Origin of the sequence: Microcoleus sp. B5-D4 (assembly GCF_036705145.1) — a bacterium.
Lineage (GTDB): Bacteria > Cyanobacteriota > Cyanobacteriia > Cyanobacteriales > Microcoleaceae > Microcoleus.
Window position 1 is genome coordinate 20,134 of sequence record NZ_JAUBTV010000009.1, and the last position, 15,308, is coordinate 35,441.

The window sequence follows — 15,308 nt, forward strand, 5'->3', positions numbered from 1 at the left end:
TATGAATATGAATATCTCTGAATTATTTCTTAAAGACATTCACCGTAATATCAATGGTGTGATTAAAGTTGGTCAACTTGACAGCGATAACATTCGCCAAGAACTTGAAGAATATGTCATCACTCACGAACTAGATAAACACTTTCGCAGTTTCTACGATCGCTATACTACTGCTCTAGATACCCCAACTGACAAAATGGGGGTTTGGATTTCTGGGTTCTTTGGTTCCGGTAAATCTCACTTCCTGAAAATTTTATCTTATTTGCTGGATAATCGCTCACTGGGGAACTGCCACGCTTTAGATTACTTCGATCAAGAGCGAGTTCCAGATCCAATGTTACGTGCTAGTATCACTAAAGCGACACGTAATTCTACAGATGTAATTTTATTTAATATTGATTCTAAAGCCGATGCTAATAGTAAAAATGATAAAGAAAGTATTATAAAAGTTTTTAAGAAAGTTTTTGACGAGCATTTAGGTTACTTTGGTACAGTTCCAGCAATTGCCGAATTTGAACGTCAATTAGACCAACAAGGGAAATACGCAGCTTTCCAAGACGAATTTCAACAAGTTTCTGGACTGGAATGGAAAGAAAATCGGGATGCTTGGGGATTTCACCAAGATGAAATTTCTACGGCTCTACAAACAGTTAGCGGAATGAGTGCGGAAGCTGCTTCTCGTTTGCTTGACTTTAACGAACAAAATTATAGCTTAAGTAGTGAAAAGTTTGCTCGTCTTGTTAAACAATACCTTGATAAAAAAGGCAATCAGCATCGCTTACTATTCATGGTGGATGAAGTGGGACAATATGTAGGAGATGACAGCAACCTGATGCTAAATTTGCAAACGGTTGTTGAGGATTTAGGAATTTCTTGTCAGGGACGAGCTTGGGTTGTTGTTACTTCCCAAGAAGCAATGGATGAAATTACAAAAAATCGCATAAAAGGGCAGGACTTTTCTAAAATTATTGGTCGATTTAGCCGACCTTTAAGTTTGTCTTCAGCTAATACAGATGAAGTTATTAAACTGCGTTTGTTGAATAAGAAAGAGGCGGCTATTCGAGGTCTAGAAGCTCTTTACCATCAAAAAGTTGCTATCTTAAAAAATCAAATTACTTTTACAGCGGATTGTGCTGAATTACCGGGATATCGTAATGCAGAAGAATTTGTTGCTGGCTATCCTTTTATTCCTTATCAATTCAATTTACTGCAAAAAGTTTTTACGGCTATTCGGATGATGGGGGCGGCGGGTAAACATTTAGCATCGGGAGAACGTTCTTTATTAGATGCTTTTCAACTAGCTTCCAAAGCAGTAGCAGGTCAAGGGTTAGGTGGATTAGTTCCTTTCAATACATTCTACTTAGCTGTGGAAGGGTTTTTAGATAGCGCCATTAGTCAAGTTATTGACCAAGCGGCCCGAAATTCTCAATTGCAACCGTTTGATATTGATTTGCTAAAAACCCTATTTATGATTAAATATGTTAAGGAAATTCGCGCCAATTTGGATAACTTGACGACTTTATGCCTGAGTAATATTGACCAAGATAAATTAGCACTTAAAGCGCAGGTAGAAGCGGCTCTGAACAGCCTGGAAAAACAGACTTTAATTCAGCGAGTGGGAGATGAATATAATTTTCTCACTTATGAAGAACAGGATATCGGACGGGAAGTAAAAAATACCGAGATTGACCCCAGTGAAGTAACAGCAGAACTGCAAAAGCTAATTTGGGATTCTATTTTTACCGATAAGAAAATCCGTTACGACCAACGACATCAATATTCCTTTAATAGGAAGTTAGACGATCAACCTTATGGACAACAAACTAGCGACCTTACCCTTCATATTATTACGCCTTATGCAGATCGCTATAGCCAACTCCAACAAGATACTACCTGTATTCTCAATACGGGAGCGGGACAGGAGGTTTTAGTTAGATTAGCTGACGACCAAACTCTATTAGATGAACTGACTGAACTGGTTAAAACTGATAAATATATCCGGCGCAAAAATAGTGGCACCCTCAGTAGCAGCGTCCAGACAATTCTGACTACTCGCAGTGAAGAAAATAGTCGGCGAAAGGAACGTATTACTACTACTTTACAAGATTTAATTGAGCGTGCAGATGTATTCGCTTGCGGTAGCAAGGTAGAAATTAACACTCGTGACTCGAAAAATGTTTTAACTGAAGGGTTAACTTATTTAATTGATAATGTTTACAATAAGCTGAATTATGTTAATAGTGGATTTGAAAGTGAAGAACAGGTAAGTAATGCTTTCAGCCGCAAACATCAAGAACAAAATACTTCGGGACAGGCGTTTAATGCAGCCGCTCATAGTGAAATGCTAACTTGGTTAAATGATGAAGCAAGAACTCATCGGCAAGTGACGATTAAGAGTTTAATTGACAAGTTTCTAGTTCGTCCTTATGGTTGGTCAGAGTTCGATATTCTGGGTGTGATAGCAGAATTGGTTAATCAGGGTAACTTAGAATTGCGATTGGCTCAAGGGACGGTAAATTCTCAAGAATCAGGGTTAGTTGCTAAATTAAGAAGTCGCAAAGGACTAAGTGAATATACTGTACGTCTCAGTGAAGTAATCAATCCTGTTAGTTTGAGAGTGGCTAAGGATTTAGCAAATGATTTATTAGAAATAACACCACCAAACGACCCATTAAAGTTATTTGAAATTTACCAAAATAGCTTCAAAGTAAAACAGGCAGAATTAGAAACTTGGTTAGCACAGGCACAATTAGAAGGACTGCCTTTTATTAAGCTATTAGAAACTTATTTAACTCTGGTAAAGGAGTTTACAAGTAAGGAAAGTCCAGCAGATTTTTACAATGCTGTTCGCCTTCATAAAAATGATTTGGAAGATTTGATTGAAGATGGACACAAGTTAAAATCTTTCTACACTGGACAAGTTAAGGTATTTGAGCAAGCGAAGCAGGATTTAAAATTTCTGGAACTGGAGTTGCGTCATATTAATGATGCAGAATTATTGCAGCGGGTGGAAACAGTGCGCCAAATTTTGGCAATGGCAGACCCAACGACGAAAATTCCCCAATTACCGATCTTATTGCAGCCAGTTAAAGATAACGTGCGTGAGGTTTTACAGGGACAAATTGAACAAGGATTTTTACTTTCTGAAAATATTAAACAACAGCTTGTTGAATATGTCCAAGTTGCCTATCCTACTCAACAAATTGATTTGGACGAGTATTTTACAGAGATTGAAGGGGCAATTTCTATGATTAAAAATGCTACTAATATTGATTCTGCGATCGCGCGACAAAGTGAATTAGAGGGATTTGTCAATAGGTTTAAACAAAAAATTGATGCTGCGGCGGCTCAAATCATCAACAGTGCTAAAGAAAAAACAGGTTCTTATCAGGTGAATGCGATAAAAGCTATTGTACCAGTCCGGGTGGTAAGCTATGCTCCTAAACCTTTTTTAGAAACGGCTGAGGATGTAGAATCTTATTTAGCAGCTTTACGAGGAGCATTACTAGGAGAAATTGAGCAAAACCGCCGCGTGCGTCTAGAATAAAGATTATCTCCGTTTAATAGATACATTCAATTTGGACTGTTAGTCTCTTTACTGAAAATGAACCGCAACTCTATCAAAATTTTTGCTATTTGGGCGCGTCGTCACCTCCGGGAACAAGTTACGGCGCGGGCTGCTTTATATGGGATTAGTGCTAAACAATTGGTGGAACCAATAACGGTTTCTGGGGGGTTATTAGTTGCGGGACAAACTTTGGATGCGCGGGAGGCGAAGCAGTATGAATTATTGCGTCAACATTTGAAAGAGTTGATGCAGAAAGGGAAATTGGCGGAAGCCGTAGAAACGTTAATTGATGAAATTGCTTATACTTGGTTTAACCGTTTAATTGCTTTGCGCTACATGGAAGTGAACGGTTATATTGGGCGGGTTTTAAGTAGTAGTGAAGCGATGTTTGTTGACCCGGATATTCTACGGGAAGCTAGTGAAATTGCCGAATTAGAAAAGTTACCGGGATTAAATTTAGATGTTTTAAATCAGTGGCGCAGTTTGGCGAGTCGGGAACCTAATTCCGATGAGTTTCTGTATCGGCGCTTGTTGTTGTGTCAGTGTGAGGCTTTGGCCGATAGTTTGCCTTTTTTGTTTGACCGCCGCAAGAATTATATTGCCTTATTTATACCGGGTAATTTGTTAAATCAAGATTCGATTTTGCGGCGGTTGGTGAATGATATTAGTGAGGAAGATTTGCGGGCGAAACGACCGGATGAGGAAGACCAACAGGATGTGGAAATTATCGGTTGGTTGTATCAGTTTTATATTTCGGAAAAGAAGGATGAAGTGATTGGGGCAAAGTCTAAGGTGAAGGCGCAGGATATTCCCGCCGCGACGCAACTTTTTACGCCTCATTGGATTGTCCGTTACATGGTGGAAAATAGTTTGGGGCGGTTGTGGTTGGAGTCTCATCCTGAGTCGAAGTTGCGGGATTATATGCCTTATTATTTGGAAAATCCGCACCAAGAGGGGGAAAAGGAAAGTTTTAAACCATTACAACCGGAAGATTTAACGGTTTGTGACCCTGCTTGTGGGAGTGGTCATATTTTGGTTTATGCTTTTACTTTGCTGTTTTTGATTTACCGAGAACAAGGGTATTTAGAAAGGGATATTCCTGAGTTAATTTTGACGCATAATTTGTATGGGTTGGATATCGATGAACGGGCGGTACAGTTGGCGAGTTTTGCGGTTTTGATGAAGGCGCGGGCGATTAATTCGCGGATTTTTAGGAAGTCTTTGTCGTTAAATCTTACGGCGGTGCGTGGGACGAATAGCCAAAGTTTACCGCCTGCTTCTGAGTTGAATGTTAAAGATTGGCAAGGGTTGATTGAGGCGTTTAAGGATGCGGATAATTTGGGGAGTTTGATTGTTCCGCCTGTGTTTGATGGGGAAAAGTTAAGGGAGCAATTAGAGGCGTTAGAGGCGAGTTATTCAGTGTTTAAAGGGTTTGTTCCAGCGTTGCGGGGGTTGGTTTTACAGGCGGAATTGTTGAGGAAGCAGTATTGGGTGGTGGTGGCAAATCCGCCTTATATGGGGGGTGGTTCATTTAATGATACTTTGAAAACTTTTATCAGTAAACATTATCCTTCTTGTAAAGGTGATTTATTTGCACCTTTTATGAAAAAATCTTTGTCGATAACTTTGCCAGAAGGTTTAATGGCTAATATTAATCAGCATAGTTGGATGTTTTTAAGTAGTTATGAAGAACTAAGAAAATATATTATTGCAAATTTTACGATTCAAAGTATGTTACACCTGGGAATAGGCGTTTTTCCAGAACTTAATAGTAAAGTTGTTCAATCTACTGCTTTTATTTTAAGTAAACCTAAACCATCGGGACGAGAAAGTAAATCAATTTTTATAAGATTAGTAGATAATTATAGTGTGGCATGGAAACAAGAAGCATTTTTTAAGGATGAATATCGTTATCTAGGAGTAAATCAGGCTGATTTTGGTAAGATACCGGGGAGTGCGATCGCTTATTGGGTGAGTTCTACAGTTAGACAAATTTTTGAAATCAGTGTTCCATTAGCTTCTATAGTAGAAACTAGAATTGGGATGGCAACAGGTGACAATAATCAATTCATGAGGAGTTGGCATGAAGTTTTTTTTGATAAAATAGGCTTTCATTATTCCAATAGAGGTCAGGCAAAAAATTCCCAAAAACAATGGTTTCCTTTCACTAAAGGTGGAGATTACAGGAAATGGTATGGCAATAATGAATTTATTGTCAATTGGGAAAATGATGGATACTTGTTACAAACAACAAAACATGAATCAGGTAGAATTAGAGCACATAATTTTAACCTAGATTATATTTTCAAAGCCTCAGTATCATGGTCAAGTGTAACTTCTTCGCATTTCGCAGCCAGAAAATATGAAAATGGATTTATTTTTGGTACAGGAGGATCTTCTGTTTTTTTAAATGAAAAAAAACTTGATTTTATAGCTGGATTTTTATGTTCTCATCTAGTTTCCAAGTTAATTAAAATAATTAGTCCTACGCTAAACTTTGAAGTTGGTCACATTGCTTCATTGCCCCTCTTAAGTGGACTAGCAGAACAATTTGAACAACATATAAGTTTTTTATCAAAACAAGCGATCGCAATTTCTCGTCAAGACTGGGACAACTTTGAAACCTCCTGGGACTTCCAAACCCATCCCTTATTAAGATATAACACCCCCAAACTATCAGAAGCCTTTAAAAACTGGCAAAACGACAGCGAAAACGCCTTTCAACAACTTAAACAACTCGAAGAAGAAAATAACAAATACTGGATAGAAGCATACGGTTTACAAGACGAACTCACCCCTGAAGTACCCGACAACCAAATCACCATCCGTCGCGCCGACCACAACCGCGATATTCGTTCCCTCATCTCCTACGCCGTTGGTTGCATGATGGGGCGCTATTCCCTCGATAAACCCGGATTAATTCACGCCGGACAACCCTTTGACCCGACACAACACAGCATTTTTCCTGCCGATATTGATGCCATTATTCCTATCACAGATCAAGCTTATTTTGATGATGATATTGTCAACCGCTTTGTCGAATTTATCCGCGTCGCTTACTCACCAGAAACCCTCACCGAAAACCTTGATTTTATAGCCGATACCTTAAACCGAAGAAGTGGCGAAACCTCCCGTGATAGAATTCGCCGCTACTTCCTAACCGAATTCATTTCTGACCATATCCAAACCTATAAAAAACGCCCGATTTACTGGCTATTCACCAGTGGCAAAAATCGCGCCTTTAACGCCTTAGTTTACTTGCACCGCTACAGAGAAGACACCCTCGCCCGACTCCGCACTGACTATGTTTTAGAACAGCAAGTCAAACTCGATGGCGAAACTTCCCGCACTCAACAACAATTTAATAATGCAACCAATAGCGTTGCCAAAAAAGCTGCTACTAAACGCTTACAAGAGTTGCAAACCCAACAGTTAGAATTACGTGACTATCAAGCCAAATTACAAACAATGGCAGATGCCAGAATTAAACTTGATTTAGATGATGGAGTTGCTTATAACTATACTCAGTTTAAGGGTTTAGTTTATGAAGGTTCCGATCTGAAAATGGCAGATTTGCAAAAAGCTGCTCAATGGAAATTAGAATTGTTAAAAGTTGACGGTTAACGACTCCCTAAGATGAACACTACCCGCATTCAAAGTAGCATACTAACTTTATTTCAAGATGATAACCGTTGGTCACACCCAGGACGACGAGTAGTGTTTTGGTATGATCCAGATGGGCAATTTACAGATGCTTTCAATGAATTACAGCCAGATGGTATCAAAAAATTACAACTTGGCGATACTCCCTTTACCGTCAAACATCACCTATTAATCGAACAACCAGAACAACCCTTTTTACTGTATGCACCTTTTCCAGAACCCCCACACCAGGATAACTGGTTACTCGACATCCAACTGTCCGGCTTAACCTTTTCGGCTGACCCTGCTGCCCTCATCTACGCAGACTTAGGCTTCAAACAGCGTAGCCTGGAAATGACAATTCGCGATCGCCTCAAATTCTTCAACAGCCGCAAACGCACGGAAGCCTTGCAAAATATGGGCTTACCCCCAGATACCGACGAACGGGGGTTAATTCTGGCAATGCTATCGGTACTAGCTGGGTTAAAAGTCCCCGATGCAGGCGCACTGATTCGCCAAGTCTTGCTAAAAGGATTATTGGAATCAGATAATCTGCTGTGGAAAGACATTGACCGTTTTGTTTACCCCCATGACTTCTGGCGAGTTGTGCAGGAACATACTGGTTTTGCCGACACCACCCCCAGCTTGCGAAAACTGTTCGTACAGCTACTCATCACTCATTTTGAAAAGTCCTTACACGGGTCAATTCCCACTGATTTTAAAGCACAAGTTATTACCCCCGGACAACGGGCTTACGCCTTCATCGACCAGTGGATGCGCGACCAACAAGACTCACCAGGATGGAAAGAATTAAGCCAACAAATTGCAGAGGAATTAAACATCCTTGATGCTATCCAGAATTTATCTCCAGAAGTCCTCTATGAAGCCGCTACTTTTGAAGTAGTAGACCAAGCCATCATTCGCGGCTGCGTCAAAGCCTTACGTTCCCCCACCCCTGACCTCACCCCTTGGCCAAACTGGTTACAAGCCCGACGCACTTTGTTTTGGTTCTCCGAATACCAACCTCTTTATTGCGCCTTGGATGCAGCCATTGAACTTTTAGAATTAAAGCGCCAATATCCCGAAGGCTTTCGGATGCCTGCACCCCAACTATTTCAAGCTTATGCCAAACAACTGTACCGTTTTGACCAAACTTACCGCCAGTTTATTGTTGCCAGCGATGCAGCCAGAGGCGATATCCTCAAAGGATTAATCGAGGATATAGAAAACCTTTACACCCAATGGTATTTAGATGAATTGGGGGAAGCCTGGTCAGATTCCCTAGAAAACAGTTGGCAATTAACAGATACTCCCAGTCAAACCCGCTTCTTCGGACAGCACGTACAACCAATTATTAGCGGAAAAGAGCGCGAAAAAGCTTTTGTGATTATCTCCGATGCCCTCCGGTACGAAGTCGCTAGCGAACTCAAAGAAACCATTCAAAAAGAACTTCGGGGAAAAACCACTATTGAACCTCTGTTTGGCGTTTTACCCAGCGTCACCAAGTTAGGGATGGCGGCGCTACTACCTGGGAGGAAGCTGGAGTTACTGCCTGGAAATAATGATGTACTTCGAGACGGACTAAGTACCCAAGGGACACCAGCACGTCAGAAAGTATTAGACCAAAACAGCCGTGTTGAACCAACTATACTGAGTGCCCAGGAACTTTTGACAATGAGTAGTGAAGAAGGACGCACAGCGATTTCCGCCTACCACCTTGTCTATATTTACCACAACACCATCGATGCCATTGGTGATAAAGCTGCTAGCGAACGTCAGGTATTTGCAGCTTGTTCCCAAGCTATTAACGAACTGGTGCGACTGGTGAAAAAGATTTGTAATTCTCTCAACGGGACTAATGTATTAATTACCTCCGATCATGGGTTTTTATACCAGCGCCGTCCGATTGCTGAAGCTGATAAACGCCCTTTGCCACGGGGGGAAGGAGTGCTAGAAACAAGTCGTCGCTACGTTTTGGGACAAAATTTAGACGCTGATTCCGGGACTAAAGCCTTTAGCTTACCTTATACTGGGGAAGCGATCGCAATCGTTCCTCGCGGTAGTTTGCGCTTTGCTGTCCAAGGTGCAGGTTCCCAATATGTACACGGTGGTGCTAGTTTACAAGAAATCTGCGTTCCCGTGATTACCTACCATCACCAACGCGCTGTTAAGGGCGATGAAGGGCCAGCACGCAAAGTGGGAGTGCAAGTCAACGCCAGGGCGCGAAGAGTGACCAATAACCGCTTTAATTTGAGTTTAGTACAAACTGAAGCTGTAGAAGGGAGATGGCGATCGCGTCAGGTAACTGTTGCCCTTTATGACCCTGAGAGTTTAGCACCAATTACAGACGTGCCGGGAGCAGAGTTAAGTAGTAGTAGTGTTAGTCCTAGCGATCGTGAATTTAGCATTCGTTTGACCGTAACAACAACCAATCCACCAACAACTGCTTACTTAATTGTGAAGGATACCGATGATGAGAGCGAAATTTTGCGAGAAACTTGGACAGTAAATTTGGGGATTACCAATGATTTTGGGGATTTTTAATACTTTGATAAAAATTTTCAATAAAAATTAAATCCATTAGCCTAAAATTTAAACAATCACTTTTTATGCCTATCTTATTCAACGATCCAGATTCAGATTCTCTATTAAATTTTATCAAAAAACAAGTTAAACAAGCATCAAGTATAGACGAAAAAGAGTGGGTATTATATGCTATTACTTGCTATTTTAATCCTGATGTAATGATAAATTTGATTGGTGATATAAAAAAAATATTAGACGATACTTTGTCAGAAGTTCATTTACTTGTTGATGCTGATGAATGGCTTAAACAACCTATTACTATTAGTAATTTTATCAATATTGTATACCAGAAATTAGGCTGCTTGGGAATTAGAAAAATTTCTTTGACACCTATAGCTTGTCATAGTAAGCTTTTCCATGCTAAATCTTACGCATTAATTTCTTCAAAGCCAGTTTTAAAAAGTGATGATTATAAGGGTTTTGCTCTTGTAACTTCTGGAAATTTCACCAAGTCAGGACTCACTCATAATGTTGAGATTGGGCAAATAGTTTACGACCCACATTCTCTTGATGAGTTTGTTAAATTATTTCTCAAATTAAAGAATGAATGTGCGCTTTCTCCTCAACAAGAAGCTGAACAGCAAAAGTTTCAATCAGCGTCCCAATTTCTTGCACAAGGAAATTTTTACCATACATGGCATCCTTCATTAGATTTAAAATTCCGCTTGAATTTATCGGCTAAAGAGAAAGAAAGATTGTATGGACTTGCAAATAATGAAGAAACTCGGAAAAAAATAGAGGACTTTACGTTGAAGCAAATCAAAACTATAACCAGAGATCCAATAAATCTTAAATCCATATTTAATACTTGCCCAAAGCCCATCCCAGGAGATTTTTGGGGAACTTATAGTATTGATACCCTTTTGGGACAGTGGGTACCAAATGAAATTAGTCAGTTGATTGAAAATGAAGTTAATTTAACTAAGGAAATATTTCAACATCTTATTCAAGAACTTAGTAGCCCAGAACAAATAAAAGAATATTATACGATATTGCAGGATTTTGTTGACAGAAAATTTAAAGAAGAAGTGATTGAATTTGATTCTAGTAATTTAGTGGCTGTTAATAACTGGCGTAACAAAATTTTCCGAGTCTTGAATGATACAAATTTACTAAATACTTTCATATGTGATTATGAAAGTGTTGAATTTCCCAAGCTGGAAGCCGATTTATGTTTTAAAATTTATCAACGTATAAAAGATTTTTATTATAAGCCTGATTTCCACATCGGTGTAGGTAAATTATTTGCTCAATTTCAAGGAAGTAGTGATTTTAGTTTTAATAATTTTGAATTTGAAGAATTGGTTGAACAAGCTAAAAACAGACTAAAAACAAACCGAATTGGAGATTTAGAAGACATTATCTCGGAACAAAAATTCATAGCTTTTCAAGTTCAAGAGGCAAGTACAACAGTTAAAAGTTATAAACGAATAGATGGTATTTTTTTAAACAAAGATTATGAATTTTTATTCTATAACCAGGATATAAATAATGAGGAGAAAACGAAAGAAAACGATGAAAAAACGAAAAAAAATGATGGGGAAAAGAAAAAAATAGCTATAGATAGTTTAATAGTGTTCAAAAAGCAGCAAAAATAAGAAACAATGATAAAGCTATCCAGAAATATATTTTTTGGGAATCTAGGCGGTGATTCGAGTCAAAAATTTAACCACTGACAGAAATACAGTTACAATTAATTATGGATGATCTAGACCAACAAATAAACCAAGTTTACCCTGGCAAAGTAGTTCGTAAAGACCTTACTCAGCGAATCAAGGAAGGTGCTAACGTTCCAGTTTATGTGCTGGAATATTTACTAGGAATGTACTGCGCCACTGATGACGAAACCACTATTGAAGAAGGTATTCAAAGCGTTAAACGTATCCTTGCCGAAAATTACGTGCGTCCTGATGAAGCAGAAAAAGTTAAATCTAAAATTCGGGAATTAAGCAGATTTACCATTATAGATCGCGTAACAGTCAAATTAAACGAGAAAGCTGATATATACCAAGGAGAATTAGCGAACTTGGCAATCAGAGGGGTAGTAATTGACCCGGATATTGTCAAACGTAATGAAAAGCTTTTAGGCGGGGGTATTTGGTGTATCTTACAACTAGAATATGAAGCTGGAGCAGATCCAAGCCCCTTCATTGTCGGCAGCCTCAAACCCATCCAGATGCCAAATGTGGATATGGATGAACTGTTTGCAGGTCGCCCAGCTTTCAGCAAAAATGAATGGATCGATCTGCTAATTCGCTCTGTAGGACTAGAACCAACTACATTCACTGAAGATGTGAAATGGCATTTGCTAGCACGGATGGTGCCATTATGCGAAAACAACTATAATTGTTGCGAATTAGGCCCACGTTCTACAGGCAAATCCCACATTTATAAAGAAGTTTCGCCCAACTCAATATTAGTTTCAGGTGGTAAGACTACCGTTGCCAACTTGTTTTACAACATGGCATCTCGCCGAGTAGGGCTAGTAGGCTTATTTGACGTAGTAGCGTTTGATGAAGTCGCCGGAATCAGCTTCCACGACAACGACGGCGTGCAGATCATGAAAGATTATATGGCATCTGGATCGTTTGCACGGGGTAAAGCAGAAATTTCTGCCAACGCTTCAATGGTATTTGTGGGCAATATTAATCAAAGTGTAGAGTCCTTGGTTAAAACTTCCCACCTGCTAGCCCCCTTTCCCGAAGCGATGATTGATACAGCATTTTTCGATCGCTTTCATGCTTATATTCCAGGTTGGGAAATTCCTAAATTTAGTCCGCACAACTTTACTAAACAGTATGGCTTTATTGTGGATTACCTAGCCGAATGGCTGCGGGAAATGCGGAAACGTAGTTTTGGAGATGGGATCGATCGCTATTTTCGTCTGGGAGATAACCTTAAGCAACGAGATGTACAGGGTGTCCGCAAAACAGTATCAGGACTGTTAAAGTTACTATTCCCTGATGGCTCATTTAGTAAAGAAGATGTGCGCGAAGCACTGGTATATGCACTGCGAGTCCGCCGTCGCATCAAAGAGCAACTAAAGAAAATTGGCGGGATGGAATTCTATGATGTCCACTTTAGCTACATTGATTTGGAAACTCTAGAAGAACACTTTGTCTCTGTACCAGAACAAGGGGGTGTAAGTTTAATAGGTGAAGATGCCCTTGCCCCTGGTCATTTGCACTTTGTCAGCACAGGCGATAGTGAGATGATTGGCACATTCAAACTAGAGTTACAAACAGTACCAGGAAACGGGAAGCTAGTTCGCACCGGAGTAGCCAGTAGCAGCCGTATGAAAGACCGGATGAATATTGCCTTAAATTTCTTCAAAGCCAATGTCCACCGAGTTAGCGGCACTATTCATCCAGAAAACGTAGATTTCTTACTTCAGTTATTAGATTTGCAAGGGGCTGGACTTCCCCAAGAGTGCGGACTGGCTTTGTTTATCTCCTTATGTTCGGCATCATTAGGACGGAGCGTACAGTCCCAACTAGCGATTTTTGGAGAGATGACCTTGGGTGGTACTATTACCCCAGTTAGTAATCTGGCAGGTAGTCTCCAAGTAGCATTCGATGCAGGTGCCAAGCGCGTTTTACTACCAATGACCAGTGCGGCTGACCTGCCTACCGTACCGCCTGAACTGTTTGTCAAGTTCCAAACATCTTTTTACACCGATCCTGTAGATGCAACATTCAAAGCACTGGGCGTTAGTTGAGCATCAAACGCAGGTAAAGTTCTTCTCCATCAAGCAAGAGTTGCTGACGTAACGCCCCTGGAATAGGAATAGGTCTAATTTCATAATTCCCTGGTGGTTTGATGGCTTGCAATAACCCTGCACTCACAAGTACCAGCACCGTATTGCTTGCAGTTTTCTGGTAAGTTGAATCCGACCACTTTGCGATGGTTGGACTTTGCTCCCGCTTAGTCTCGAAAAAGGTTCGCAAGTCAGCAGGATTAACCGTGTAAACAAGGCGCTTGAGTTTATCTAACAATACTTCATCAATCAGTTCTCTTAGAAGAAGGTCAGAGCGCAAAATTAAAAACAGATTGGTCAGGCGACGAATATCAGTAATACCTGTGGCTAGCAATTTAATGTAACTAAGGTCTACTTTTTGCAGGCGGTGGAAGACCGTGTTCAATGCCCGACGGCGTGAAGTGAGAGATCGCAATTGAAATAAGTCCTCTTCAATTACTTGTTGCCGAATTTCATCGAAAGTCGCTCCTTGGTATATCAGTTGAGCCACTTTTACTGTTTCGGTGAGGATAAAGGCATTATTTGTGCGAGCTACGTAAGAAGTAGAAGTCATAAGTTGAGGCTTTAGTAACTCTGAAATGTTTGCGCCGAATTCCTGGGATTGAATAGATGGAGAAATCCAATGGAAAATTTTCCATTGGGCCAACAGTAACAGGTACTCAATCAAAAACTCTAGCGATCGCCAAAATCCCTGTCAACATCAAATCCCCTTTCCGTACCCCTTTGAGCGCCACCTCCAACTCCAACAACATCGACATCGTTACAAGTTTCCCATCGGAATGACTGTACTGGCTCAGGTCGATCGAGGAAAGTTGAAACTAGATCAGCAAGTTCGTGTTGAAGCAAGCGATTTTGTCTCAGACCTTCAGCACAGTCCGATTCGAGACGAGAATCCGCAAGGGGTGGAACTGAGCCTAGCTGAACTGCTGAAATACATGGTATTTGAAAGTGATGGGACAGCTTGTGAGGTGCTGTTGAAGCTAGTTGGTGGATCGGAGGTGGTCACTCAGTATTTGCGTGACCTCGGTGTAAATGGCATTGTTGTAGCCAATACGGAAAAGGAAATTGGTCAAGATAAAGCCGTGCAGTACCGCAACTATGCTTCACCTAATGCAGCCGTCGTCTTGTTGCGGGCATTACATGAAGGGCAAGGGCTTTCAGAATCTAGTCAAGCGTTATTGCGAAAGTTGATGACTCAGACCCCTACGGGTCTACAGCGCATTAAAGGATTTGTTGCCTGATGGGACAGTGGTAGCGCACAAAACTGGTACGTCGCGTACCGTTGATGGAGTGACGGCTGCAACCAATGATGTTGGACTCGTGACGCTCCCGAATGGACGACATCTGGCGATCTCCGTTTTTGTTTCAGATTCTGGGGCAAACAATGCGGTACGCGAGGAAGTCATCGCAAAAGTGGCGAAGGCAGCATGGGACGAATGGAGCAAATAGACATGAAAGGTTATAGCGAACCGTTTCTTTAGTGTTTGAAAATTTCGCTCAATTGCGAGCGCAACCATTCATAAAAATAATACGGGATGCGGGAAGCGAGCGAGACTTTAGTCCTGAAAGTGTCAATATTTGTCACTACACGGTATCTGATGTAACCGGAAGTATATTTAGGTATGCAATTAGTTCTGTGTTGGCTAAAAAGAAACTTGAAAAGTTGAGAGTGCGATCGCTAAGTAATAACAAGGAGTAAGCCGCCTAATGTACTTTTACCCATTAGGGATAAAATTACATAGAGTAAAACTTCTA

8 protein-coding genes are annotated in these 15,308 nt (G+C 40.5%); 7 read left to right on the forward strand and 1 reads right to left on the reverse strand.

From position 1 onward, the window contains the following. The first annotated feature begins 1 nt into the window (after position 1). The 5 genes from brxC (at position 2) to brxL (ending at position 13,514) form a co-directional block, all read left to right on the forward strand. Positions 2-3,547, forward strand: a complete 3,546-nt coding sequence (gene brxC / locus QUB10_RS06355) for a BREX system P-loop protein BrxC (protein WP_333200534.1) — start codon at positions 2-4, stop codon at positions 3,545-3,547. A gap of 57 nt (positions 3,548-3,604) precedes the next feature. Continuing rightward, positions 3,605-7,192: a BREX-1 system adenine-specific DNA-methyltransferase PglX gene (gene pglX / locus QUB10_RS06360; RefSeq protein WP_333200536.1), complete on the forward strand. Its 3,588-nt coding sequence runs from the start codon at positions 3,605-3,607 to the stop codon at positions 7,190-7,192. A gap of 12 nt (positions 7,193-7,204) precedes the next feature. After that, on the forward strand, positions 7,205-9,754 hold the full coding sequence (gene pglZ / locus QUB10_RS06365; protein ID WP_333200538.1) for a BREX-1 system phosphatase PglZ type A: 2,550 nt from the start codon (positions 7,205-7,207) through the stop codon (positions 9,752-9,754). A gap of 65 nt (positions 9,755-9,819) precedes the next feature. Continuing rightward, complete coding sequence (locus QUB10_RS06370) at positions 9,820-11,394, forward strand: hypothetical protein (RefSeq protein WP_333200540.1); 1,575 nt, start codon at positions 9,820-9,822, stop codon at positions 11,392-11,394. Positions 11,395-11,495: 101 nt separating this feature from the next. Beyond that, the gene (gene brxL, locus QUB10_RS06375) at positions 11,496-13,514 is read left to right on the forward strand and encodes a protease Lon-related BREX system protein BrxL (RefSeq protein ID WP_333200542.1); all 2,019 of its coding nucleotides are present in this window, start codon (positions 11,496-11,498) and stop codon (positions 13,512-13,514) included. Here brxL and QUB10_RS06380 read toward each other — a convergent pair. After that, positions 13,507-14,106: a DUF1819 family protein gene (locus QUB10_RS06380; RefSeq protein ID WP_333200544.1), complete on the reverse strand. Its 600-nt coding sequence runs from the start codon at positions 14,104-14,106 to the stop codon at positions 13,507-13,509. The genes brxL and QUB10_RS06380 overlap by 8 nt on opposite strands. A 226-nt stretch (positions 14,107-14,332) precedes the next feature. On the opposite strand from QUB10_RS06380, the gene QUB10_RS06385 reads away from it, so the two are divergent. Both QUB10_RS06385 and QUB10_RS06390 read left to right on the forward strand, forming a co-directional pair. Then, positions 14,333-14,794, forward strand: a complete 462-nt coding sequence (locus QUB10_RS06385; protein ID WP_333200546.1) for a serine hydrolase — start codon at positions 14,333-14,335, stop codon at positions 14,792-14,794. Between the two features lie 7 nt (positions 14,795-14,801). Next, positions 14,802-15,002 carry a serine hydrolase gene (locus QUB10_RS06390; RefSeq protein WP_333200548.1) on the forward strand — a complete coding sequence of 67 codons (201 nt, stop codon included), beginning with the start codon at positions 14,802-14,804 and terminating at the stop codon, positions 15,000-15,002. The last annotated feature ends 306 nt before the right edge of the window (positions 15,003-15,308 follow it).